Raw genomic sequence first — 24,216 nt, 5'->3', positions numbered from 1 at the left:
GCGGCGGCGGGAGATGCAATTCCGCAACAGAAAGTCATGCAATTCGAGCATGGCAGATCTGCTGTTCATTCTGCGACATTTTGCGCCGTGAACGATCGTGACTTTCGCCCCGGACATGCCTATATCAACGTCATCACACAGCCGAGGCGAGTGGCTTCGGGTTTCAAGGACAAAGACCATGCTGTTCATCTTCAGCAAGCCGAATTTCGTACAGATCGCCTGGAACGGCGAAGCCCCCCAGAACCAGTCCCGCGTGCGCAACGTCGTCATGGACGCCCCGCTCGGTCCGCTTGGCTTCATCCGCACGCGCTCCGTCGGCTGATTGTTTCGAGCGCGACGTCAGGTCCGCTCGCATGGAACGTCGCCTCTCTCCGGGAGGCGGCGTTTTTTATGGATTTTTGTTTCTGAAGGTGCGCCAGAACGGCGAAAGCCGTGCATCCCGTTAAGTGATGCACGGCTTGCCAGATACGCATGGCGGCTTCCGACAAAAACGCATCGGAGCCCAAGGCACTCCGGTACGCTAGACCTTTCCGGAGCGGACGGCGGTGTCCCCCGCCATGTCCAAAGCAATAGCGGCACATCCTTACCGGACCGTTATCGGGAGCTTAAGCAAAGATGAATCGCGATTTTTTTTGAAAAATCGCGAAATATTTTTTGCGAGCGCAAAGCGGCGCATACGGAACAGGATATGTCCGCATTCAACGACCATCATGCGCTGCCAGTCTATCGGCCCCGCGGACATTTGCCCCGATGCGAGCAAACGCCCATTTTTTCCACCGTATGGTTGCCGGTTTTTCAGCATCTTGCCCTGCCGCGGGACCGCAACTGACAGAGGAAGGACGCGCAGGAGGTTGATTTCTCAATGAGAACCCGTAGGCTACCCCTGTGACGTACGAGAAGACGACGCCGGTGACAGGGTTCCGCCGGCGGACCAGAAAAAAGCTCGGCGTCGTTGCAGCAGGGGGATTTGGCTCGCCTCACCTGGCATCGAACCTCCATGGCTGCCGTAAAACTTTCGGGCAGACGGGACAACGCAGTAGCCTGCGCTGCCTTTCGGGTTGATCGCTGCATCCAAGACTGGGAGGTCTTAAAACTCATGAAGAAGCTCCTTGCTTCCACTATCCTCGCTGCCGGCCTCTACGGCTTTGCCGGTGCCGCCCAGGCGGCCGATTGCGGTGAAGTCTCGATCGCCGAAATGAACTGGGCGTCTGCCGGCGTTGCCGCGCATGTCGACAAGCTCATTCTCGAAAACGGCTACGGCTGCACGGTCACGCTGGTGACCGGCGACACCATGCCGACCTTCACCTCGATGAACGAAAAGGGCGAGCCGGACGTCGCACCCGAAATGTGGGTGAACGCCGTGCGCACACCGCTCGATGCGGCCATCGCCGAAGGCCGGCTGATCCAGCTCGCTCCCCTTCTCTCGGAAGGCGGCGTGGAAGGCTGGTGGATTCCGAAATTCTTCGCCGACGCCCATCCGGACATCAAGACCGTTCAGGACGCGCTGAAGCATCCCGACCTCTTCCCGGCGCCGGAAGACGCCTCGAAGGGCGCCGTGCACAATTGCCCGTCGGGCTGGAACTGCCAGGTCTCGACCGCCAACCTCTACAAGGCGCTGAACGCCGATGCCGACGGCTTCGAGCTCGTCGACACGGGCTCGGCGGCCGGCCTCGACGGCTCGATCGCCAACGCCTTCGAAAAGCAGACCGGCTGGCTCGGCTACTACTGGGCACCGACCGCCATTCTCGGCAAGTACGAGATGACGCGCCTGTCCTTCGGCGTCGAGCACAACAAGGCCGACTGGGACGCCTGCACGGCGGTTCCGGACTGCGCCGATCCGAAGGTCAACTCCTACCCGACCTCGGACGTCTTCACCGTCGTGACCAAGTCCTTCTCCGAAAAGGCCGGCGTCGCGATGGACTACATGAAGACCCGCCAGTGGGACAACGGCACGGTCGGCAAGGTTCTCGCCTGGATGACCGACAACCAGGGCACGAACGAGGATGCCGCGAAATACTTCCTCGAAAACTATCCGGACATGTGGACCAAGTGGGTCGCCCCGGACGTCGCAGAGAAGGTCAAGGCCGCCCTCTGACGCACTCTCGCCGGCAGCCTTCCCCGGCTGCCGGCCTTTCGCGACCTGAAAGAGGACGCTGGCTTTTTGCCTGACGCCCGCCCAAGAAACTGCAGAGGTCGCAAACAGCACAGTATCAAGCGGCAGTTCGTGTAAAGACGAACTGCAAGCCGGGAACCAGAACAAGAATATCCCTGTGCGCACCGTTCCGTTCGCAATTGCAAACTCGTTTCTTTGCGATGCGGGACAATAACTTCCGGTAGAAAGAGGGGAAAAGGATGGCAGGCATATGCGAATTGTTGCCAGGCTTTCTATGCAAGTTTCCGGCCTTCAGTGACGCCAGCGTCCGCGCGGCACGAAAAGTCATCGACGACGGCTTCAAGGGCCTCGTCAGAGAATATGTGAACATCATCGATGCAATGGTGCAGCCATTGCAGTGGTTCCTGAACTATCTCGAACGGCTGTTTGTCAGTTCACCCTGGCCGATCATCCTGATCATCATGGTGGCGATCGTCTATTTCGGCAGCCGTAACATGAAGATTACCATCGGCACCGCACTTTCCATGCTCGCCATCGGCCTTCTCGGCCTGTGGAACGACACGATGGTGACGCTCGCCATGGTGACGGTCTGTACGATGATCGCGATCATCGTCGGCATACCGATCGGCATCGTCATGGCGCGCTCAGACCGGGTGCAGTCCTTCGTCAACCCGGTGCTCGACGTGATGCAGACTATGCCGAGCTTCGTCTATCTCATTCCCGTCGTCATGATCTTCGGCATCGGCAAGGTGCCGGGGCTGATCGCGGTCGTCATCTATGCGGTGCCGCCGATGATCCGCCTTACCAACTTGGGCATCCGGCTCGTCGACAAGGAAGTGCTGGAGGCGGCGGATGCCTTCGGTTCCTCGGGCTGGCAGAAGCTCAAGAACGTGCAGATGCCGCTCGCCCTTCCAACGATCATGGCCGGCATCAACCAGACCATCATGATGTCGCTCGCCATGGTGGTCGTCGCCTCGATGGTCGGCGTCGGCGGTCTCGGCAAGAACGTGCTGCAGGCCATCAACAACCAGTTCTTCACGGTCGGGTTCCTCAACGGGTTCGCGCTCGTGGCCATCGCCATCATTTTCGACCGTACGAGCCAGGCCTATGGCAGACGGCTGCAGAAGCATTCGGAGGTAATTCATGGTTAGTCATGCAATCGAGGTCCGCAATCTCTACAAGATCTTCGGACCCCGCGGCGGCGACTATGTCGATGCAGTCAAGAAGGGTCTCGGCAAGGCGGAACTGAACCAGAAATACGGCCATGTGCTAGGCCTGCGCGACATCAACATCTCCATGCCGGCCGGCGGCATCATGGTGGTGATGGGCCTCTCCGGCTCCGGCAAGTCGACGCTGATCCGCCACATCAACCGGCTGATCGACCCGACCGCCGGCGAAGTGCTCTACGACGGCGTCGACGTCTGCAAGATGAGCGAGAACGACCTTCGCGAATTCCGCCGCCACAAGACCGCGATGGTGTTCCAGAAGTTCGCGCTGCTGCCGCACCGCACGGTTCTGGAAAACACCGTCTACGGCCTGGAAATCCAGGGCGTCGGCGCCGCCGATCGTGAAAAGCGTGCCAAGCAGTGGATCGAGCGCGTCGGCCTTGCCGGCTTCGAGAACCACTACCCGAACCAGCTTTCGGGCGGCATGCAGCAGCGCGTGGGCCTTGCCCGGGCGCTGACCAACGATGCCGACATCCTCCTGATGGACGAAGCCTACTCGGCGCTCGACCCGCTGATCCGCGTCGACATGCAGACCGTGCTTCTCGACCTCCAGAAGGAGCTTCGCAAGACCGTCGTCTTCATCACGCATGATCTCGACGAGGCGCTGCGCCTTGGCGACAAGATCGCCATCCTGCGCGACGGCCTGGTCGTGCAGCAGGGCACCGGCCAGGAAATCGTGCTGAACCCGGCCGACGAATACATCACCGCCTTCGTGAAGGAAGTGAACCGCGGCCGCGTGGTGAATGTCGAGACGATCATGGCGCCGCTGTCCGGCAACCCGGAAGGCATGCCGATCGTCAAGGGCACGGTGCTGGAAGTCGCGGCCCGTGCCATGACAGCCGTCAACCAGACGCTCGCCCATGTCGTCGACGAATCCGGCAAGCCGATCGGCGCCCTCAGCCTCAGCGCCATCATCTCCAGCATGGTGACGCCGACGAGCCACGAGGCGAAGGCGGCCTGAAGCACGCCTTCTCCTCCGTCATCCTTGGGCTTGACCCGAGGATCCACATCCGCGGCGTGCCGGTGGATGGATGGTCGGGTCAAGCCCGACCATGACGAAGGGAGGTATTGTTTTTTGAGCGCCCTCGCGGGCGCTCTTTTCTTTTACCGGCGACACACGATTGCAATCACATAAAGAAATCTTTATATGATGCGATAAACAGAAGGATATGCCGATGACCGCGACGAACCCGCTTGCTGAGCTGCTTGCCGAAAAGCCCTTCCTGCTTGCCGATGGCGCAACCGGGACCTCGCTCTTCGCCATGGGCCTCGAAGCCGGGGAAGCGCCGGAGCTTTGGAACGAGGCGAAACCGGAAAACATCACGAAGCTCCACCAGGACTTCGTCGATGCCGGCGCGGACATCATCCTCACCAACACGTTCGGCGGCACGCGTCATCGCCTGAAACTGCACCATGCGCAGGACCGCGTCTTCGACCTCAACAAGAAGGCCGCGGAGATCGCCCGCGCCGTCGCCGACAAGGCCGATCGCAAGGTCATCGTCGCCGGCTCCGTCGGCCCGACGGGCGAATTGCTCGTGCCGCTCGGCGCGATGACCTATGACGACGCCGTCGCCGCCTTCGTCGAGCAGATCGAGGGCCTGAAGGCCGGCGGCGCCGACGTCGCCTGGCTCGAGACCATGTCGTCGCCGGAAGAGATCCGCGCCGCCGCCGAAGGTGCGGCCAAGGTCGGCTTGCCCTTCGTCTATACCGGCTCGTTCGACACCGCCGGCAAGACCATGATGGGCCTGCACCCGCGGGATATCCACGGCGTTGCCGGCGATATCGGCGAAGGCCCGCTCGCGGTCGGCGCGAACTGCGGCGTCGGCGCCTCCGACATCCTCTCCTCGCTGCTCGACATGACTGGCGCCGATCCGTCGGCGACCGTGGTCGTCAAGGGCAATTGCGGCATCCCGGAATATCGCGGCGCGGAAATCTATTACTCTGGCACCCCGCCGCTGATGGCCGAATATGCGCGGCTTGCCCGCGATGCTGGCGCGCGCATCATCGGCGGCTGCTGCGGCACGTCCTGCGAGCACCTCGCCGCCATGCGCGTTGCGCTCGACGCCCACGAGCCGCGCGAACGCCCGGCGCTTGCGACGATCATCGAGCGCATCGGCCCGCTGCGCAACAAGACCGCCGACGAAAGCGCCGCCCAGCCGGCCCGCGAACGCAGCAGCCGCCGCCGCGGCTAATTGCTCACTAGCGCGATATCACAAGCCGCCCCGGCCAACGCCGCGGGCGGCTTTTTGTCGACATAGGGGCGGCCATTACCTGCAAGGTAATCGATCCGCCGCATCCGACCGCTTAGGTTGCCTGTCAACGAAACCCGTTCACAGGAGAAACACGATGACCACCTACGCCCTCGCCCACCTGCACAATGTCACGATGGGTCCGCAGATCGTCGCCTATCTGGAGGGGATCGACGCCACCATGGCGCCCTTCGGCGGCAAGTTCGTGATCCATGGCGACGGCAACAAGCGCGTGCTCGAAGGCAGCTTCGCCAGCGACGTGATCATGCTGTCCTTCCCGACCCGCAAGGACGCCGAAGACTGGTACGCCTCGGAGGCCTATCGCGCGATCCTGCCGCTGCGTACGCTGAATTCGGTCGGTGACGTACTGCTGATCGACGGCGTCGACGATGATCATAAAGCGACCGACATTCTGAAGAAGGTATAGGTCTGAACGACGGAGACTCAGATGACGAACACGATGGATATGGCCGGCACGAAAGTTCTCGCGCTCGCCATTGACGGACCGCCGATCGCGACCGAAGCGGACGGCAACGACATTATCAGCGAAGCCTTCTCGACGGAGGCAGACCTGATCGCCATTCCGGTGGAACGCCTCAGCCCGGATTTCCTCCGGCTCGAAACCCGTATCGCCGGCACCGTCTTCCAGAAATTCGTCAACTACCACCTGCGCTGCGCCATCATCGGCGACATTGCCCCGTTGCTCGAAAACAGCAAGGCGCTCAGCGATTTCGTGCGCGAGACGAACAATGGGCGATCGATCTGGTTTCTCGCAAGCCTCGATGACCTGCGGGCAAAACTCACCCGCGTGGGCGCCTGACGAGACCGATCAGGCGCCGGCCAGAAACGCCCGCCACGCTTCAAGCCCCGCATCGATGTTGCGCCGCCCGACGCCGACGCGAAAGCGGTCCATCGGTACGGGCAGGAGGTCGGAGACGTAGAGGGTGGAGGGCAGGAGAAGCACACCCTTCTCCTCCACCAGCCGGCGGCAATGCTCTTCCACGCCGTCCTTGCCGAGATAGCGCGGAAAGGCGACGCAGCCACCATCCGGCGCTGCCCAGTCGTAGAGATGCGGAAAATCGGCGAAGAAGGCGCCGATCTTGATCATGTTTTCCGCGCAGAGCGCGCGGTTGCGGGCGAAAATCATCTCGCGCGCCTTGATCGCGATACCGGCCAGCACTTCGGAAGGCCGCGCATTGCAGATGGAGAGGTAGTGCTTCATCTTCTCCATGCGCGACAGCAGCGTATGATCGCGGCAGGCGATCCAGCCGATGCGCAGGCCCGGCAGGCCGTAGGCCTTCGACATGACATTGAGCGAAATGCCCTTGTCGAACAGGTCCGCCGCCTGCGGCAGGCGCTTTTCCGCATCGATTTCCAGCCCGCGATAGACCTCGTCGGAGAAGAGATGGATTCCGCGCTCAGCGCAGAGGTCGGCGAGGCCGCGGAAAATATCCTGGTCTGCAATGGCGCCTGTCGGATTGTTCGGGAAATTGACGGCGATGAGTCTGGTTTCCGGCCGCAGTGCCGCGCGCACCTCGTCGAGATCGAGTTGCCAACGGTTTTCCGCCCTGAGCGCCACGCCCGTGACATTGCCGGTGATCGTTACCGGCATGGTCTCCATCGACTGTAGTTCGGCACGGTGACGATGGCGTGGTCGCCCGGCGAAAGCAAAGCCAGCATGGCGCAATAAAGCCCCTCCTCCGCACCAGCGAAGGTCAGGATATCGGCGCCCGAGAGCGTGTCGTAGGTGGTGGCGATGGTGTCGCGCAGCGCCGGCGCGCCCCAGGTCTCGGTATAACCGAGCGAGACGCGCTCCCACGCGTCCCGGTCTTCCGGGCCGGCGAGCGCCAGGAGGTCGGACATGGTCATCGTCTCGGCATCGCTCGCGGTCATGTGGTGGCGCGCCTTAAACTCCCAGCGCGAAAAATGGGTTTCGAGGCGGAAATCCGGCAGCGTGGTCATGATGTCCTGTCTTTCTGGCTGCGCCGGGCATCGGCGAGATAATTGTAGATCGAGGCGCGCGAGGCGCCGAGGAGGGAGGCCAGATGATCGACCGCGTTGCGCGTCTGGAACAGGCCGCGGCTGTCGAGGGCCGCGACGAGCGCCACGCGATCGCCTTTCTTGAGCGCCGTCAGCGCCAGGCCGCGGCTGCGCAGCCAGTCGTGCAGCGCCGTGTTGATCTCCTCCCGCCAGTCGCCGGCAAAAAGCGACGGCGGGCGCGGCGACACCGCCCCGGTGAAGGCGGCGAGAAGCTTGGCGGCCACGTCGAAATGCGAGACATCCATGTTGATGCAGAGGAGGCCGATCGCCTGGCCGTGATCGTCCTTCAGCACGGCGGTCACCGATTTCAGCCGCCGCCCGTCCTCGCCGGTCTTTTCATAGGGGCCGTAGACGCCCCCTTCCCCCGCGCCTTCCAGCGCGTCCTCGACCAGCGATTCCACGCCCGCCTTGCGGCCGGAAAAGGCATTCCAGATGCCGGCAATCAGGCCCGTTTCGAGATCGTGCAGCACGATCTCGGCATGCGGATAAAACAGGGTCGAGATGGCCGCAGCCGTGGCAGTGTGCTGGCGAAGCAGCGTATCGGCGTTTGATGAGTCGAACATGACGGCAAATAATCCGATCGTGGATATTTTGTCAATATTGGATTTTTCATCTAAACGTGCCCGACAGGCTTGCGACCGGTTTTTCGGCGGCCTATCCAGAAGCGACACGATTCTCTGGGGGATGACGATGAGCGCGGACCTTGCAGCCTTTCCGGACCGGCAGACCGTGGCCGACAAGCTTGCGGCGCTGGGCGAGGCCGACCAGGCCTATCTGCGCCTGCTGATGGAAAATGCCAAACAGGACGAAAACCTGCTGGAAGGGCTGGCGCTGCATCTCGACCGCGCGGCCGACGCGCGTTTCCTCAACGCGTTGAAGCTGGAAAAGCTCGGCGAATGGCTTGGAACCGTGGCGCCGGCGCGCCTGCAAGTGCGGCTCACCGAAACCGCCCGCTCCAGCCAGCACGCCGCTTACGCCGCCTTCCGCGCGGGGCTCACCCGCTCCGGCGGCCTGGAACGGGCCTACCCGAAAGCCTGATCTGCCGCGGCCGCGACCGGGCCGAAGGATTTGCGCAGCATATCCGCCATGCCGTCGATCGCCGGCCCGCCGCGCCGCGGGTTGCGCTTCAGCACGACACGCGAGGAATCGATCTGCGGAAAGCCATCCGCGATGGTGAGTTCGCGCGCGCCCGGCGGGATGTTGCTGCGCGAGAGCGGCGCGATAGTGAGGCCGCTCGCGACGGCGGAGCGGAGGCCCCCGCTCGTATCGCAGGTATAGGCGATGCGGTACGGGATCGTGTGGCGCTCCAGCGAGCGCAGCGCAAAATCCCGGCACCAGCTCGACCGCCAGTAGACGGCCACCGGCACCGGACGCTCCAGATGCCGGTTATGCGCCACGGCGCCCACCCAAACGGTCGGGTCGATCGCCAGAAGCTCGCCGGAAACCCCGTCGCACCAGTCGAAGATGACGGCGAGGTCGAGTTCGTCCGCCTCCAGCGCCGCCAGTTGCTGGGAGGTGTAGCCGCACAGCACCGTCACCTCGATATTGGGGTGGATTTCGGCGAAGGCGGCGAGCGCATTGGGCAGGACCGTCTGGTTGTATTCTTCCGGTATGCCGACCCGCACCGGCCCGTCGAGCGGCGCCGTTCGCATGGCCGCCGTCGTTTCGTCGACCAGGCCGACGATGCGCCTTGCATAGGGCAACAGCCGCTTGCCCTCCATGGTCAGCGCGACGCCGCGCGGGCCGCGCTCGAAAAGCGTCGCGCCGACCGATTCCTCCAGCTTGCGCACCTGCATGCTGATGGCCGATTGCGTGCGCGCGAGCCTTTCGGCTGCATGGGTGACATTGCCGGCCTGGGCCACGGCAACGAAAATTCTGAGCAGATCGCTTTCGAGGGGAGGATACATGGCGCCATCGCTTTTTCTGATGCCAGCCATAATCGCTATTCGTTTGTGAAATGTCTACGGCTTTGCTTGGCTCTGTCCGGAAATGGAAGGGCAAGGGCGATGAACATTTTCCGAAGATGGATGAAGACGCTGGGAATGGCGGTGGCGCGGCGGCGTCAGGCCCGGGCGGAACGGGAGGCGTTTCAATTGATTCTCGCCCGCGGAGACGACCACCTGTTGCGCGACATTGGCTTGACGTTGCACGAGGCACAATCGATCGACCCTTCCCGCCTGGGGAAGGGTCGAAACGATACGGGGAACGGCTGGAGGGACTAAAGGCGGCCATTCCCCGCCATCGAGAGGAAGGACGTTATTGCGCCTTTTCCCCCGAAAGACCGCCGGCAAGCTGCACGAGCTTCAGGAATTCCGCCCGGTAGCCGAACGGGTCTTCGCCTTTCGCAGCCTGCGCGAGGCCGAGGATCGAGCCGTAGGCGTAATCCTGGAGGGCGGAGACGCCCTTCAGCTTCTGCCCGAAGGCGGCGACCGCGACGGAGAAGCGCACGTCCGTGGCGGCCGCATTCACGTCGGCGACCGAATTGGCATCCGTCACCGGCATGGTCACGAGTTCGCTCGTGTCGCTGTCCGGCTTCTTCCAGCGCATCTTGAGGAAGGCGAGTTCCGAACTGCCGGCGACCGGTGTTGTGGCCGCCTGCTCGTCGCCGTAGCGCAGCGCATCGTTCAGCACGGCGGGGCTGCCCTTCGGCGTCACCTCGTAGATCGCGGTCACCCGGTGGCCGGAGCCGATATCGCCGGCATCCACCTTGTCGTTGTTGAAATCCTCGCGGTTGAGCACACGGGTCTCGTAGCCGACCAGGCGATATTCGGCGATGCGCGCCGGGTTGAACTCGATCTGGAACTTGAGGTCCTTGGCGATCGGGAAGAGCGAGGACCCCGCCTCCTCCACCAGCGTCTTCTGGGCTTCCGCGAGCGTATCGATATAGGCGGCGGTGCCGTTGCCGTTCTGCGCCAGCGTCTGCATCATGCCGTCATTGTAGTTGCCGTGGCCGAAACCCAGCACCGAGAGGAAGATGCCGCTCTTGCGGCGCTCCTCGATGATGCGCTTCAGGTCCTCGTCGCTCGCCGGGCCGACGTTGAAGTCGCCGTCCGTTGCCAGCATGACGCGGTTGACGCCGTCCTTCTTGAAGGCCTTTTGCGCCAGCCGGTAGGCCGCCTCGATGCCTTCCGCGCCGGCCGTCGAGCCGCCGGGCTGGAGGTTGTCGATGGCCGACAGGATCTTGTCGCGCTCCTTCGCCTCCGTCGGTTCCAGCACCACGCCGGCATTGCCGGCATAGGTGACGATCGAGACCGTATCGGTATCCTTCAGCTTGCCGACGAGCAGGCGGAAGGCGCTCTTCAGCAGCGGCAGCTTGTCGGCTTCGTCCATCGAGCCCGACACATCGATGAGGAAGACGAGGTTGGCGGAAGGCTGCGCCGTCGCCACCGTCTCGAAGCCCTTGATGCCGACATGGAGAAGTTGCGTGTCCTTGTTCCACGGTGTTGGCATGACGGTGACGGTGGCGTTGAACGGCTTGTCCACCGTCTCCGGCCCCTTCCAGTCATAGGGGAAATAATTGACCATCTCCTCGACGCGCACGGACTCCTGGTCCGGCAGGCTGCCGCCGAGCAGCGCGCTGCGCACATAGGAATAGGACGCCGTGTCGACATCCGCCGAGAAGGTCGAGACCGGATCGGTCGCAACGCTCTTCACCGGGTTCGGATCGGCGGAGGCGAAACGTTCGCGGTCTTCCGCCGGCATCGGCATGGCAATACCATCCGCCACGATGGAGGGCTGCGCAATCGACCGGCTCAGCACGTCGACATTGGCGGCACCGCCGAGCGCGAAGGATTCCGGCACGGCCGCGGCCGCCTCCTTCTCCTCGCGCAATTCGGCGACCGGCGCCTGCTCGGTGGCGAGCGTGCTGGTGGACTGGGCCGTGTCGGCAGCGGTTGCCGCGGCGCCGTTTCCCGCGGTCGCCTGCAATTCGCCCTGAACCTTCTTGGCCTCCTGCTTGCGAAGGCGCACGTCCTGATCCACGGGCTTTGCCGCAATCTCCGTCTCGGTGGTGAGCGGCACGGTGCCGTTGCGCACCATTTCATAGGTGACGAGGCCGGCGACGGGCACGACGAGAAGCGTGGCAAGGGCCGAGCCGGCGAGAAGTCTGCGGTTCATGATAGGGCTCCAAATTCGGTTGAACATGGAGCTTCGACGCCCGCCACTGGCAGAACCTTGGGGGGCGGTCGCATTTTTTTCCGCATCGTCGAAAGCCTGCATGGCGGAGGCGAACGCGCGGGCGCGGGCGTCGGCATCCGGAGCCGGCGGTCTGCGGCGGGCGAGTTTGTCGAGGTCAAGATCGGTCATCGTCTATCCTTCCGTCACGCAGCCGCATCGCGCAAAAGCACCTTCAGGCGCTTGCGGGCCTCGTGCACATGCCAGGAAATCGTCGTTTCGGCGCAGCCGAGCACGTCTGCCGCGGCGGCATGGCTCAGTCCTTCGCCGTAGATCAGCAGCACAGCATCGCGCTGCTTGTCGGGAAGCTGGCGCACGGCGTGCCATAGCTCCGCGCTGCCATCGTCGTCAGGCCGGCTGTCGAGCACCGCCTGCTCGCGCAGATAGGCCGCATCACGCCATTCGGCCCGGCGGCGCTTGCGCATCTGGTCACGCGCCGCATTCAGCGTCACCGTATAAAGCCAGGTGCCGAAGCGGCTGGCACCCTTGAACCCGCGGATCGCGGCGGCGAGGCGTATGCACACCTCCTGCGCCACATCCTCGGCATCCTGCCGGTCGCCGCACCATCGCCAGGCGACGGCATGGATGAAATCATAGCGGCCTTCGACAAGCGCGGCGAAAGCCTGCCTGTCGCCCAAAGCCGCCTTTTCGACGAGTTCTGTTTCCACGGGTCCATCCCGATTCCGGTGCACTATCCTTTCAGACGTGCGTCAGGCGGCAATCCTTGGGTGGCGGCGAAAGATTTTTTCTCAACCCGGCAGATTTTTCACGACGGCGATGATCGTTCCCATCACCGCACGCCGGTCGTGACGCCGGATTTCCGGGGAATAGAGGCTGGAAATGCTGCCGTCGAGGAAGAGCGCATTCCTGCATTGCAGGCGATCGCGAAACAACGTCGCGAAATCGTGGAAGCGCACCGGATTCTTCGAAATCGCAAAGGCAACGCGGCCGTCCGACAGGATGCCGACGCCGTTGCGGATTTGGAAGCTGGTGCCATCCGCCAGGAATTTCGGGTGGATGTTCCCCTCCACCACCAGCATCGGCCCGGATTGCGTCGCCTCCTGCGGCGAAAGCCCGGCCTTCAGGTAAGCCTCCGTCTCCATCACCCCCGCCTTGCCCTCGCCCACCCAGAACACGCCGTTCGGCTTCAGGAAGAAATTGCCGAAGGCATCGTCGCGGTTCAGCGCTCCGGTCCCGCGGCCATGCTCCACCAGCAGCCCGACCGGCCCGTAATCCGGATGGTACATGCCGCCATTCATGGCGAAACTCATGTGCTGCCGGTTGCGCAGCAGATGCGTGTTGAGCTGGTCATAGCTCGCCCCGCCCTCGCCGAGCGTTGCCGCGCCATAGAGGCGGATCGTCTCCGTGGCCGGGTCGAAGGTGCAGACGGTGTAGCGGCCGGAAAGATGTTCGATCTCGGCGCATTTCGGCGGTTCGGCCATGGCGGTACTCCGCAAGACGAAGGCGGCAAACAGGGTGGAGAGAAACAGAATTGCGCGCATGAACTCCTGGCTCGGATGGCAATGCGGCGAATTTAGCAGCGAACGCTCAAAGCGACAGCACCGCCATGTGGAAACGAAGCTGGGCATCATTGTAACGGTAGCCGGCGCCGACGGGACAGGCGGCGCGGGCGAGACAGCCAGAGACCATGCACCCGCCCCGCCCCTGCGGCGAGCGCAGATGGCTGCGACAGGCCGGCACGTCAAAGGCATCCGTCCGCACGGCGCCGGCGGGACAGGTGGTGAGGCAAGGCTTGTCAGGACAGTGATCACAGGGATGCGGCGCCCTTGATGCCGGCACATCCTCGATCGGCGCCGCAAAACCAAGCGCACCGCGATAGCCGTGCCAGAGGCCGTAGACCGGGTGGATGAGAATACCGAGCGGCGAGGTTTTCAGGCCTTCCGCGCGCATGGCCCATTGCTGGAAGGGTTGCCAGGGTGGGTCGGAAGGAAACCAGGTGGTCGCGCCGGCCGATGCGGCCACGGTTCGAAGAACCGCTTTCGACCAGGTGTCGAGCGGGTCGTCACCGCCGCGGTCGGGCTGCTCCTCCCGCCAGCAGGAAAAGGCCGGCCAGATCGAACTGCCGATATTGCCGACGAGCGCGACGCTGGCTGCGAGGTTGCCATCTGCCAGTACCGGAGCCGCCTCGCCTTCCGCGAAATTCACGGCACCGCGCAAAAAAAGACCGTGCGGCGCAAGCGCCGCACGGATGGTGTCGAGATCGGGGCGACGCGCCCTCACCGGGTCACGTCCCCTTTAAGTTCATAATGCGGACGCCAGACCTCTTTTTGAATCATGTCGGCCACCCGCGTCGCTCCGCCTTGCTCCCTGGCGCGATCGGGACCCTTTCAGGTGAAGGCGTCCGGCATGGAATTCTTGCGCTCGGCGACATAGGCGAGCAACGCATCGTCGATCGCCGGGTCGAGATAGGGCGCCTCGTAGCTTTCGAGCCAGGTGCGGCACAGCGCGTTGGCGCGTTCCTCGATGCGCTTCTGGCCTTCGATTTCCCACTGCTCGAACGAATTGTTGTCGGCGAGCGGCGAGCGGTAGAAGGCGGTCTGGAAGTTGGCCTGGGTGTGGGCGCAGCCGAGATAGTGGCTGCCGGGGCCGACTTCGCGGATGGCATCGAGCGCCTGCGCGTTTTCGGAAAGATCCACGCCCTCGGCAAGCTTCTGCATCATGCCGAGCTGGTCCTGGTCGATCATGAACTTCTCGTAGGACGAAACGAGACCGCCTTCGAGCCAGCCGGCGGCATGCAGTACGAAATTCGTGCCGGCAAGCAGCGTCATGTTGATCGTGTTGGCCGATTCGTGCGCCGCCTGCGCATCCGGAACCTTGGAGCCGCAGAGCGAGCCGCCGGTACGGAACGGAATGCCGAGACGGCGGGCGAGTTGGGCCGCACCGTAGGACACCAGAGACGGCTCCGGCGAACCGAAGGTCGGCGCGCCCGACTGCATGGAAATCGAGGCCGCGAACGTGCCGAACAGCACCGGCGCTCCCTTGCGGATGAGCTGGGTGAAGGAGGCACCGGCGAGAACTTCGGCAAGGATCTGCGTCAGCGTACCGGCGACCGTGACCGGGCTCATGGCGCCCGACAGGATGAACGGCGAGACGACGCAGGCCTGGTTATGCCGCGCATAGACCTTCAGCGCGCCCACCATGGTCTCGTCGAAGACCATCGGCGAGTTGGCATTGATGAGGTTCAGCGTCACGCAATTGTTCTCGACGAACTCGTCGCCGAAGACCAGCTTCGCCATGGCGATCGTGTCTTCCGCACGCTCAGGTGCGGTGACAGAACCCATGAACGGCTTGTCGGAATATTTGATGTGGCTGTAGACCATGTCGAGGTGACGCTTGTTCACCGGCACGTCCACCGGTTCGCAGACCGTGCCGCCCGACGAATGCATCGACGGCGCGAGATAGGCAAGCTTCACGAAGTTGCGGAAATCCTCGATCGTCGCATAACGTCTGACGCCTTCGAGGTCGCGCACGAACGGAGGGCCGTAGACCGGCGCGAAGACGGTGGCCTTGCCGCCGATCTGGACGTTGCGCTCGGGATTGCGGGCATGCCAGGTGAACTGCGACGGCGCGGTCTTCAGCAGCTCGCGGCAGAGGCCCTTGGGGAAATGCACGCGCTCGCCGCGCACGTCGGCGCCGGCTTCCTTCCAGAGCGCCAGCGCTTCCGGGTCCTCGCGGAATTCGATGCCGATCTCTTCCAGCACGCGGTCGGCATTGTTCTCGATCAGTTGCAGGCCTTCTTCGTCGAGGACCTCGTATTCCTTGATCTTGCGGGTGATGTAGGGCAGCGAGGGGCCTGGACCGCCACCCGTGCGCGATGCACGCCGCGCGGCGGCACCACGTCCCTCACCACGCGAACGGCGGCCGCCGCCTTCGCTTGCGCCCTCGGCTGCCACCTGCTGGATTTCCTCGCTCATGATCCGTCTTTCCTTGTTATCGCGGCGCATCGCGACGCCTCTTTTCCTATGCTAGCAAGCCGCCGGGGCGGGACGGTTCTCAATGCGCCAAGCCGTGGCGCACGCTGGATACCGGCTTGGCGCGGACTATAGCGGGAATGCCACGGCGATCGTAGCGCCATTCGCTTGTTTGCGCTGTCAATTCACGGCTTTGCGGGCTATGGATGGAACAAGAGTTCGGCGGGTCGCTTTTCACTGTATGCGACGTCGCTTTCAATATCAGGTTCGTGCAACAGGCAGGATATTTCTGTGTAACGGGCCTGCTGCGTGGCAAGCGCCAATGGAGACGAGGAAACACCATGGCTGACGACGATATCATTCTCGCCGACCTTTCCGACGAAGAGCTTGTGCAGCAGATGCACGACGACCTCTACGACGGCCTGAAGGAGGAAATCGAAGAGGGCACGAACATCCTGCTCGAACGCGGCTGGGCACCCTACGACATCCTCACCCAGGCGCTCGTCGAAGGCATGCGCATCGTCGGCGTCGACTTCCGCGACGGCATCCTGTTCGTGCCGGAAGTGCTGCTCTCCGCCAATGCGATGAAGGCCGGCATGTTCATCCTGCGTCCGCTTCTTGCCGCCACCGGCGCGCCGAAGCAGGGCAAGATGGTCATCGGCACCGTCAAGGGCGACATCCACGACATCGGCAAGAACCTCGTCGGCATGATGATGGAAGGGGCTGGCTTCGACGTCGTCGACCTCGGCATCAACAACCCGGTCGAAAACTACCTGGAAGCCATCGAGCGCGAGCAGCCGGATATCCTCGGCATGTCGGCGCTGCTGACGACCACCATGCCCTACATGAAGGTCGTCATCGACACGATGAAGGAAAAGGGTCTGCGCGACGACTACGTCGTTCTCGTCGGCGGCGCGCCGCTGAACGAGGAATTCGGCAAGGCCGTCGGTGCGGACGCCTATTGCCGCGACGCGGCCGTGGCGGTCGAAACGGCCAAGGAATTCATGAAGCGCAAGCACAACATGCTGGCTGGCGCCTGAAACCCGAATTGCGACGGCGCCGGTCTTGAATCGGCGCCATTCGCTCACGACGTTTAGTTTGCGGCGTTGTCGATGTCGTTGCCGGCGGCCTGCGTCGCATCCACGGCATTGGCCGTATCCCGTCCCATGCCGCGAATGGTGTTGCCGCAGGCGCTGAGTGCCAGGAGTGCGGCGAGAACGATGCTGATGCGGGTCAGGTGTGTCCCAGTCATGGTCGGAGTCCCTCTACATGGATGCGGTTGACGTAGAACTTCAGCTCGGAAGTCCGAGCGATGAACGCACGAAAGCCGAAAAGGTTCGCGTCATCGCCTGCGGCGCCATCGCGCGCGAGGTTCTGGCCATCCTCGATGCAAACGGGCTCGACCATATCGACCTTCTCTGTCTGCCCGCCATTTGGCACGCCCATCCCGAAAAGATCGCCCCCGGCGTCGAAAAGGCCGTCGAGGAGGCGCGTGCAGCCGGTTTCGAGCGCGTCTTCGTAGGCTATTCCGATTGCGGCACCGGCGGCCTGCTCGACAAGGTCTGCGAAAGGCTGGGCGTCGAGCGCATCGCCGGTCCGCACTGTTATTCCTTCTTCGCGGGCAACGAGGCTTTCGCAGCAACAGAGGACGACGTCACGGCCTTCTTCCTCACGGATTTCCTCGCCCGCCAATTCCGCGCCTTCGTCATCGAGCCGCTCGGGCTGGACCGCTATCCGCAACTGAAGGACATGTATTTCGGCAATTACACCAAGCTCGTCTATCTCTCGCAGGTCGAGGACCAAGGCTTGCAGAAGAAGGCCCAGGAGGCCGCCGACTACCTCGGCCTCGCCTACGAATACCGCTTCACCGGCTATGGCGATCTGAGCGGCGAACTGCTGCGCGCCCGCTAACCAATCCTTAGCCCTGCCGGATAAATCCGCTGCCGCGGTTACCGCTTCCTAAGCCCTCGCGAGGATGATGCCGCCCAAACGAAGGCGGGGCTTGGACATGACGGAACGCGAAACACGGACGGAAACGGTGGCGATGCTCATCCAGCCCGGTCCCAACCCGGAAATCGTCGTCAATGCCGTGAAGGCCGCTTTCCCGAACCTCGTGGTGATCGAGGAACAGCCCGAATCGAAAAAGCTCTTTATCCGCCGGCGTGCGAAAAAGCTCGGCTGGGTGCAGGCGCTTGGCCAGCTCGCCACCATGATGGTCTCGAAACTCGGCAAACGCTTCACCACCGCCCGCGCTCAGGAAATCATTGAAGAGTTCGGCGTAAGCGCGGCTATCGACTCGCGAATCCGCCGCATCATGGTGCCGTCCGCCAACAGCCCGGAACTCTTGAAAGCCGTCGGCGAGATCAAGCCGGCCGCATTGCTTCTCGTCAGTTGCCGCATGATGAAGGCGGAGATGCTTGCCGCCATTGCCTGCCCCGTCCTCAATTTCCATGCCGGAATCAACCCGCAATATCGCGGCCTGCAGGGCGGTTACTGGTCGCGAATCCAGTCCGACGAGGCGAATTTCGGCGCCACCGTTCACCTCGTCGATCCCGGCGTGGACACCGGCGACGTGCTCTACCAGCAGCGGACGAAACCTTCCAAACGCGACACGATGCACACCTATCCGCTGCTCCAGACCTCGGCCTCCACGGGCATCGTCGTGCAGGCGTTGCACGATGCCGCCACAGGCAAGCTCAAGCCTTTGAAAATAGCGGCGCCCTCGCGGCAATGGTATCATCCGCCGATCTGGACCTGGCTCTGGAACGGCGTGACCCGCGGCATCTGGTAAAACCTCTGGACAGTCGAATCCGACGTCGTTTTTGAGCATGGGGCAGTCGTGGCGAAAGAAGCCCGCGACGCGGCCAGACCGCATTGTCAGCGCTAGAGCAATCCGGGAAAAACCGTGCGACGGTTTTCCGTCCGGAGTTGCGAAAAATATGAGGAAGAGCGTTTTCGCGACCCGAAGAAACGCTCTGGGAGAATTTCGACATGGCAGACCGCATCATCGTCTACTGGCGCGACATCCCCGCCCAGGTCATCATCAAGAAGGGCCGCGCGACGGCCAAGCGCGAACTCTCGCTGCGCTTCACCGAGGCGATCGACATGTGCGCCATGCGCACGGGTGCCGCCGAGACCGACGATTACCTCGCCGAATGGCGCAAGGCCGATCCGGTGCCCGTCTCCGACGACCTCGAAGCCGAAGCCGACAAGGCCGCGGCCGAATTCGAGGAGGCCTATGACCGCGAGCGCCTCGTCGCGCTCGTCAAAGCCGGAGGCCGAGATAATGGCTGATCCAAAACCGGGGGCTGATCCGAAACCCGGCAATGCCGCGCCCGCCAAGAAGGCCGCCACCGGCGCCTTCACGCCGGCCGGCGTGTCGCCGAGCCGCCGTGCACGGCGCAAATACACGGTCCGCCTCTGGGCCGTGCGCAATTCGCGGTTCCTGGAATGGTTTTACCACCGCTTCGCCGATCTCTTCCTGCTGCTGCACCCGGTGTGGAAACTCTTCGGCTACCAGCGCGTTGAGCGTCCGATCACCTTCGTCGAAAAGCATGTGAAGGGTTTCCTCTTCGACTGTCGCATGTGCGGCCAGTGCGCGCTGTCGTCCACGGGCATGTCCTGCCCGATGAACTGTCCCAAGCAGCTTCGCAACGGCCCCTGCGGCGGCGTTCGCGCCAATGGCAATTGCGAAGTGGAACCGGATATGCCCTGCGTCTGGGTCCAGGCGTGGAAGGGCTCGCAGAACATGGTGAAGGGGAATGCCATCATGAACGTGCAGAAGCCGGTGAACCAGTCGCTGCGCGAGACCTCCTCGTGGCTGCGCGTCACAGCCGAAGCCGCCGCCGCCAAGGAAGCCGCTGCCGCAGCCGGAAAGGACGCCTGATCCATGGCGCATATCGACGAAAACCCGCTCGGCCCCCACCTGCCGCTCGATCCGCTGCCCGGCCATTCCTCGCTCGGCCGGCTGGAGCGCGTGCTGCGCCGCGGCGAGTTCGCGGTCACGACCGAACTCAACCCGCCCGACAGCGCCAACCCGGAAGACGTATATGAGCGCGCCGCGATCTTCGACGGCTGGGTGGACGGCATCAACGCGGTCGACGCGTCGGGAGCCAACTGCCACATGTCCTCCGTCGGCATCTGCGCGCTTTTGACCCGCATGGGCTATGCGCCGATCATGCAGATCGCCTGCCGCGACAAGAACCGCATCGCCATCCAGGGCGACGTTCTCGGCGGTGCCGCCATGGGCGTCACCAATATGATGTGCCTGACCGGCGACGGCGTGCAGGCCGGCGACCAGCCGGGCGCAAAGCCCGTCTTCGACCTCGATTGCATGTCGCTGCTCGAAACCGTGCGCATCATGCGCGACAACGGAAAATTCCTGTCCGGCCGCAAGCTGACGACGCCGCCGAAGGTCTTCCTGGGTGCCGCGATAAACCCCTTCGCGCCGCCCTACGATTTCCGCCCCTACCGGCTTGGCAAGAAGATCGAGGCGGGCGCGCAGTTCGTCCAGAGCCAGTATTGCTTCGACGTGCCGATGTTCCGGGAATATATGAAGAAGGTGCGCGACCTCGGCCTGCACGAAAAGTGCTTCATCCTCGTCGGCGTCGGCCCGATGGCGTCGGCCAAGACGGCCAAGTGGATCCGCTCGAACGTGCCCGGCATCCATATTCCGGATTCGATCGTCGCGCGGCTCGAAGGCGCGCAGGACCAGAAGAAGGAAGGCAAGCAGCTCTGCATCGACATCATCAATGAGGTGAAGGAGATCGAGGGCGTTTCCGGCGTGCACGTCATGGCCTACCGCCAGGAAGAATATGTCGCAGAGATCGTGCATGATTCCGGCGTGCTGAAGGGCCGCCAGCCCTGGAAGCGCGAGCCGAACCCCGTCGACCAGATGGTGGCCGAGCGCATCGAGAGAACTCGCGAGGGCGTCGAACAGAACCAGCAGCAGATGGCGGAAATCGCCTCGCATCACCCCCATTGACCGCAGGCCGGTCGCCACCGGCCGGCACGCTTGTAACACGAAAAATCGCGCGCTAGACGTGGTCGAGCGCCCTGCCCCAGAGGATCCTATATGACACGCACCATCGTCGCCTCGGCCACCCGCGAAATCATCATCGGTTTCGACCAGCCCTTCTGCGTCATCGGCGAACGCATCAACCCGACGGGCCGCAAGAAGCTGGCCGCGGAAATGGCCGCCGGCAATTTCGAGACGGTCATCAAGGATGCGCTGGAACAGGTCGCCGCAGGCGCAACCATGCTCGACATCAACGCGGGCGTCACCTCCGTCAACCCGAACGAAACCGAGCCGGGCCTGCTGGTCCAGACGCTGGAGATCGTCCAGGGCCTCGTCGACATCCCGCTCGCGATCGACAGCTCCGTCACGGCCGCGATCGAAGCGGCGCTGAAGGTCGCCAAGGGCCGCCCGCTGGTCAACTCCGTCACCGGCGAGGAAGAAAAGCTCGAAGCCATCCTGCCGCTCGTCAAGAAATACGACGTGCCGGTCGTCGCGATCTCGAATGACGAGACCGGCATCTCCATGGATCCGGACGTGCGCTTCGCCGTCGCCAAGAAGATCGTCGAGCGCGCCATGGACCACGGCATCAAGCCGCATGACATCGTCGTCGACCCGCTCGTCATGCCGATCGGCGCGCTGGGCGATGCCGGCCGCCAGGTGTTCCAGTTGCTCTATCGCCTGCGCAACGAACTGAAGGTCAACACGACCTGCGGCCTTTCCAACATCTCCTTCGGCCTGCCGCACCGCCACGGCATCAATGCCGGCTTCATCCCGATGGTCATCGGCGCCGGCATGACGTCGGCCATCATGAACCCCTGCCGCCCGCAGGAAATGGAAGCCGTGCGCGCCGCCAACGTGCTTAATGGCACCGACCCGAACTGCACCAACTGGATCATGACCTACCGCGACCACAAGCCGGCCGAAGGCGGCGCAGTGGCTGCCGCCGCTTCGGGCCCGGCCGCCGGTGGCCGCCGCGGCGGTCGTGCAGCCCGCGCCGGTGCCGGCGCGGTGCGTGAATAGGATGACGGGCGGGCGCCAGTTTCGTCGTGATGCCTTCAGCCTCTGGCTGGAGGCGCCGCTCGTCATCGCCATGCGCTGCCACGAGATGGGCTTTGCGGCACTGACAGGATCGACGCAGAACACCGCGGAAATGACCAAGATGGTCACCGAAAAGATGGCTGCCACGGCGGAGAGCGTCGTGGCGGCCAATTTTGCTGTTGCAAAGGCCATGATGACAGCCGCGTCGCCCTCCGCCACGGCCCGCGCCGTCTCCGAGGCCGCGATAAAACCCTATGGCAAGCGGGTGCGGCGCAACGTAAAGCGCCTTACCGCCAAGAAACGCTGACGGGCATTTTTTGCCCACAGGAAAGTACGACTGATGCGCTACGAAGGTGAGACCGAGACCAACATGACCGAAGCTTCGGCAAAAGAACCGCTGGTCCTCTTCATGCCCTCGGGCAAACGCGGCCGTTTCCCGGTCGGCACGCCCGTGCTCGAAGCCGCGCGCAAACTCGGCGTCTATGTCGAGAGCGTGTGCGGGGGGCGGGCGACCTGCGGGCGCTGTCAGATCGAGGTGCAGGAAGGCAATTTCGCCAAGCACAAGATCGTCTCTTCGCTGGACCACATTTCCGAAAAAGGGCCGAAGGAAGAGCGCTACGAGAAGATCCGCGGCCTGCCGGATGGCCGTCGCCTCTCCTGCTCCGCCCAGATCCTCGGTGATCTCGTGGTCGACGTGCCGCAGGACACGGTGATCAACGCGCAGGTCGTGCGCAAGGCCGCGTCGGACCGTGTCATCGAGCGCAATGCCGCCATCCAGCTGTGCTATGTCGAGGTGGACGAGCCCGACATGCACAAGCCGCTCGGCGATCTCGACCGCTTGAAGGTGATGCTCGAAAAGGACTGGGGCTGGAAGGATCTCCTGATCGCGCCGCACCTCATTCCGCAGGTGCAGTCGATCCTGCGCAAGGGCAACTGGGGCGTCACCGCCGCCATCCACCGCGACATGGATTCATCGCGCCCCTTCATCGTCGGCCTTTGGCCGGGCCTCAAGAACGAGGCCTACGGTGTCGCCTGCGACATCGGCTCGACGACGATAGCCATGCATCTCGTCTCGCTGCTCTCCGGCCGCATCGTCGCCTCCTCCGGCACGTCCAACCCGCAGATCCGCTTCGGCGAAGACCTGATGAGCCGCGTCTCCTACGTCATGATGAACCCGGATGGCCGGGAAGCCATGACCAAGGCCGTGCGCGAGGCCGTCAACGGGCTGATCGGCAAGGTCTGCGCCGAGGGCGAGGTCGATCGGCACGATATCCTCGATATGGTTTTTGTCGCCAACCCCATCATGCACCACCTGTTCCTCGGCATCGACCCGACGGAACTCGGCCAGGCACCCTTCGCACTCGCCGTCTCCGGCGCGCTGCAGTACTGGGCGCACGAGCTGGAGATCGACGTCAACCGCGGCGCCCGGCTCTATACGCTCCCCTGCATCGCCGGCCATGTCGGCGCGGATGCGGCGGGCGCGACGCTGGCCGAGGGTCCGTACCGGCAGGATCGCATGATGCTGCTCGTCGACGTCGGCACCAATGCGGAAATCGTGCTTGGCAACCGCCAGCGCGTCGTCGCCGCCTCGTCTCCGACAGGCCCCGCCTTCGAAGGCGCCGAAATCTCCTCCGGCCAGCGCGCCGCCCCCGGCGCCATCGAGCGCGTGCGCATCGACCCGCAGACGCTGGAGCCGAAATTCCGCGTCATCGGCGTGGAAAAATGGTCGGACGAAGAGGGTTTTGCCGAAGCCGCCGCCAGCGTCGGCGTCACCGGCATCTGCGGCTCGGCGATCATCGAGGTCGTGGCCGAAATGTATCTCTCCGGCCTCATCTCGGAAGACGGCGTGGTCGATGGCGCGATGGCGGAGCGCAGCGCGCGCATCCTCCAGAACGGCCGCACCTTCTCCTACCTGCTGCATGACGGCGAGCAGCGCATCACGGTGACGCAGAACGACATCCGCGCCATCCAGCTCGCCAAGTCCGCGCTCTATGCCGGCATCAAGCTGCTGATGGAAAAGCAGGGCGTCGACCATGTCGACACGATCCGCTTCGCCGGCGCCTTCGGCTCCTTCATCGATCCGAAATACGCCATGGTGCTCGGCCTCATTCCCGATTGCGACCTCAACGAGGTGAAGGCAGTCGGCAATGCCGCCGGCACCGGCGCGCTGATGGCGCTGCTCAACCGCGACCACCGCCGCGAGATCGAGCAGACCGTCAACCGCATCGAGAAGATCGAGACCGCGCTGGAGCCGAACTTCCAGCAGCTCTTCGTCAATGCCATGGCGCTGCCGAACAAGGTCGACCCCTTCCCGGAACTCGCCAAGGTCGTGACGCTGCCCGAGCGCAAGGCGCCTGCCGACGATGGCGGCGGCGACGGTGGCGGACGCCGCAGGCGCCGCAGCCGCGAGTAAGGGGCGGCCGCAGTT

Annotated in this window: 25 protein-coding genes and 1 pseudogene; 17 read left to right on the top strand and 9 right to left on the bottom strand. The window is 63.7% G+C overall.

Annotated elements, in window-relative coordinates:
* Nucleotides 1-178 precede the first annotated feature (178 nt).
* From J2Y63_RS16740 to J2Y63_RS16710, 7 genes are all read left to right on the top strand, one after another.
* Nucleotides 179-322, top strand: a complete 144-nt coding sequence (locus J2Y63_RS16740; RefSeq protein ID WP_435267003.1) for a hypothetical protein — start codon at nt 179-181, stop codon at nt 320-322.
* A 774-nt stretch (nt 323-1,096) separates the two neighbouring features.
* Nucleotides 1,097-2,095 carry an ABC transporter substrate-binding protein gene (locus J2Y63_RS16735; protein ID WP_256115479.1) on the top strand — a complete coding sequence of 333 codons (999 nt, stop codon included), beginning with the start codon at nt 1,097-1,099 and terminating at the stop codon, nt 2,093-2,095.
* A 257-nt stretch (nt 2,096-2,352) separates the two neighbouring features.
* Nucleotides 2,353-3,264, top strand: coding sequence for an ABC transporter permease (locus J2Y63_RS16730; RefSeq protein ID WP_256115478.1), 912 nt, complete (start codon nt 2,353-2,355; stop codon nt 3,262-3,264).
* A complete protein-coding gene (locus tag J2Y63_RS16725) occupies nt 3,257-4,300 on the top strand; it encodes a quaternary amine ABC transporter ATP-binding protein (protein ID WP_256115477.1) in 1,044 nt (347 codons plus the stop codon). The genes J2Y63_RS16730 and J2Y63_RS16725 overlap by 8 nt, the downstream gene beginning before the upstream one ends.
* A 214-nt stretch (nt 4,301-4,514) precedes the next feature.
* Nucleotides 4,515-5,531 carry a betaine--homocysteine S-methyltransferase gene (bmt, locus tag J2Y63_RS16720; RefSeq protein WP_435267002.1) on the top strand — a complete coding sequence of 339 codons (1,017 nt, stop codon included), beginning with the start codon at nt 4,515-4,517 and terminating at the stop codon, nt 5,529-5,531.
* Between the two features lie 154 nt (nt 5,532-5,685).
* Nucleotides 5,686-6,015, top strand: coding sequence for a DUF1330 domain-containing protein (locus tag J2Y63_RS16715; RefSeq protein WP_435267001.1), 330 nt, complete (start codon nt 5,686-5,688; stop codon nt 6,013-6,015).
* A gap of 21 nt (nt 6,016-6,036) precedes the next feature.
* Nucleotides 6,037-6,408 (top strand): DUF4180 domain-containing protein, encoded by a 372-nt coding sequence (locus tag J2Y63_RS16710; RefSeq protein WP_435267000.1) that lies wholly within the window; start codon nt 6,037-6,039, stop codon nt 6,406-6,408.
* Nucleotides 6,409-6,417: 9 nt separating this feature from the next.
* Here J2Y63_RS16710 and J2Y63_RS16705 read toward each other — a convergent pair.
* Nucleotides 6,418-7,550: pseudogene (locus tag J2Y63_RS16705) on the bottom strand (aminotransferase class I/II-fold pyridoxal phosphate-dependent enzyme).
* Nucleotides 7,547-8,191, bottom strand: coding sequence for a helix-turn-helix transcriptional regulator (locus J2Y63_RS16700; RefSeq protein ID WP_435266999.1), 645 nt, complete (start codon nt 8,189-8,191; stop codon nt 7,547-7,549). Before J2Y63_RS16700 ends, J2Y63_RS16705 begins: the two are co-directional and overlap by 4 nt.
* Before the next feature lie 127 nt (nt 8,192-8,318).
* Here J2Y63_RS16700 and J2Y63_RS16695 point away from each other — a divergent pair, with 127 nt between their 5' ends.
* Entirely contained in the window at nt 8,319-8,666 is a 348-nt protein-coding gene (locus J2Y63_RS16695; protein WP_435266998.1) for a hypothetical protein, read from the top strand.
* Here J2Y63_RS16695 and J2Y63_RS16690 read toward each other — a convergent pair.
* The 6 genes from J2Y63_RS16690 to J2Y63_RS16665 all read right to left on the bottom strand — a co-directional run bounded on the left by J2Y63_RS16690 (nt 8,651) and on the right by J2Y63_RS16665 (nt 15,736).
* A complete protein-coding gene (locus J2Y63_RS16690) occupies nt 8,651-9,535 on the bottom strand; it encodes a LysR family transcriptional regulator (protein ID WP_435266997.1) in 885 nt (294 codons plus the stop codon). The two genes, J2Y63_RS16695 and J2Y63_RS16690, sit on opposite strands and share 16 nt — an antisense overlap.
* 349 nt (nt 9,536-9,884) lie before the next feature.
* Nucleotides 9,885-11,933 carry a vWA domain-containing protein gene (locus J2Y63_RS16685; RefSeq protein WP_435266996.1) on the bottom strand — a complete coding sequence of 683 codons (2,049 nt, stop codon included), beginning with the start codon at nt 11,931-11,933 and terminating at the stop codon, nt 9,885-9,887.
* A gap of 14 nt (nt 11,934-11,947) precedes the next feature.
* Complete coding sequence (locus J2Y63_RS16680; protein WP_435266995.1) at nt 11,948-12,469, bottom strand: RNA polymerase sigma factor; 522 nt, start codon at nt 12,467-12,469, stop codon at nt 11,948-11,950.
* Between the two features lie 81 nt (nt 12,470-12,550).
* Entirely contained in the window at nt 12,551-13,303 is a 753-nt protein-coding gene (locus J2Y63_RS16675; RefSeq protein ID WP_435266994.1) for a phosphodiester glycosidase family protein, read from the bottom strand.
* Between the two features lie 46 nt (nt 13,304-13,349).
* The gene (locus J2Y63_RS16670) at nt 13,350-14,042 is read right to left on the bottom strand and encodes a ferredoxin (RefSeq protein WP_435266993.1); all 693 of its coding nucleotides are present in this window, start codon (nt 14,040-14,042) and stop codon (nt 13,350-13,352) included.
* A 107-nt stretch (nt 14,043-14,149) separates the two neighbouring features.
* Nucleotides 14,150-15,736: a trimethylamine methyltransferase family protein gene (locus J2Y63_RS16665; RefSeq protein ID WP_435266992.1), complete on the bottom strand. Its 1,587-nt coding sequence runs from the start codon at nt 15,734-15,736 to the stop codon at nt 14,150-14,152.
* Between the two features lie 338 nt (nt 15,737-16,074).
* On the opposite strand from J2Y63_RS16665, the gene J2Y63_RS16660 reads away from it, so the two are divergent.
* Nucleotides 16,075-16,773 carry a corrinoid protein gene (locus tag J2Y63_RS16660; RefSeq protein ID WP_256115463.1) on the top strand — a complete coding sequence of 233 codons (699 nt, stop codon included), beginning with the start codon at nt 16,075-16,077 and terminating at the stop codon, nt 16,771-16,773.
* A 53-nt stretch (nt 16,774-16,826) separates the two neighbouring features.
* On the opposite strand, the gene J2Y63_RS16655 is transcribed toward J2Y63_RS16660, so the two are convergent.
* Nucleotides 16,827-16,985 carry an entericidin gene (locus J2Y63_RS16655; protein WP_256115462.1) on the bottom strand — a complete coding sequence of 53 codons (159 nt, stop codon included), beginning with the start codon at nt 16,983-16,985 and terminating at the stop codon, nt 16,827-16,829.
* 17 nt (nt 16,986-17,002) lie between these two features.
* On the opposite strand from J2Y63_RS16655, the gene J2Y63_RS16650 reads away from it, so the two are divergent.
* The 8 genes from J2Y63_RS16650 to J2Y63_RS16615 all read left to right on the top strand — a co-directional run bounded on the left by J2Y63_RS16650 (nt 17,003) and on the right by J2Y63_RS16615 (nt 24,201).
* Nucleotides 17,003-17,644: a DUF1638 domain-containing protein gene (locus J2Y63_RS16650; RefSeq protein WP_435266991.1), complete on the top strand. Its 642-nt coding sequence runs from the start codon at nt 17,003-17,005 to the stop codon at nt 17,642-17,644.
* 97 nt (nt 17,645-17,741) lie between these two features.
* On the top strand, nt 17,742-18,524 hold the full coding sequence (locus J2Y63_RS16645; RefSeq protein WP_435266990.1) for a formyl transferase: 783 nt from the start codon (nt 17,742-17,744) through the stop codon (nt 18,522-18,524).
* A 200-nt stretch (nt 18,525-18,724) separates the two neighbouring features.
* Nucleotides 18,725-19,027 (top strand): virulence factor, encoded by a 303-nt coding sequence (locus J2Y63_RS16640; RefSeq protein WP_435266989.1) that lies wholly within the window; start codon nt 18,725-18,727, stop codon nt 19,025-19,027.
* The gene (locus J2Y63_RS16635; RefSeq protein ID WP_256115458.1) at nt 19,020-19,619 is read left to right on the top strand and encodes a methylenetetrahydrofolate reductase C-terminal domain-containing protein; all 600 of its coding nucleotides are present in this window, start codon (nt 19,020-19,022) and stop codon (nt 19,617-19,619) included. Before J2Y63_RS16640 ends, J2Y63_RS16635 begins: the two co-directional genes overlap by 8 nt.
* A gap of 3 nt (nt 19,620-19,622) precedes the next feature.
* Nucleotides 19,623-20,717 (top strand): methylenetetrahydrofolate reductase, encoded by a 1,095-nt coding sequence (locus tag J2Y63_RS16630; RefSeq protein ID WP_256115457.1) that lies wholly within the window; start codon nt 19,623-19,625, stop codon nt 20,715-20,717.
* Between the two features lie 90 nt (nt 20,718-20,807).
* Nucleotides 20,808-21,770 carry a methyltetrahydrofolate cobalamin methyltransferase gene (locus tag J2Y63_RS16625; protein ID WP_435266988.1) on the top strand — a complete coding sequence of 321 codons (963 nt, stop codon included), beginning with the start codon at nt 20,808-20,810 and terminating at the stop codon, nt 21,768-21,770.
* Nucleotide 21,771: 1 nt separating this feature from the next.
* A complete protein-coding gene (locus J2Y63_RS16620; RefSeq protein ID WP_435267203.1) occupies nt 21,772-22,095 on the top strand; it encodes a hypothetical protein in 324 nt (107 codons plus the stop codon).
* A gap of 33 nt (nt 22,096-22,128) precedes the next feature.
* Nucleotides 22,129-24,201, top strand: a complete 2,073-nt coding sequence (locus J2Y63_RS16615) for an ASKHA domain-containing protein (protein ID WP_435266987.1) — start codon at nt 22,129-22,131, stop codon at nt 24,199-24,201.
* The last annotated feature ends 15 nt before the right edge of the window (nt 24,202-24,216 follow it).

This window comes from Shinella sp. BE166 (genome assembly GCF_051201095.1).
Lineage (GTDB): Bacteria > Pseudomonadota > Alphaproteobacteria > Rhizobiales > Rhizobiaceae > Shinella > Shinella lacus.
Note: the sequence above shows the minus strand (reverse complement) of the source record. Positions and strands in the feature narration are given on the sequence as shown.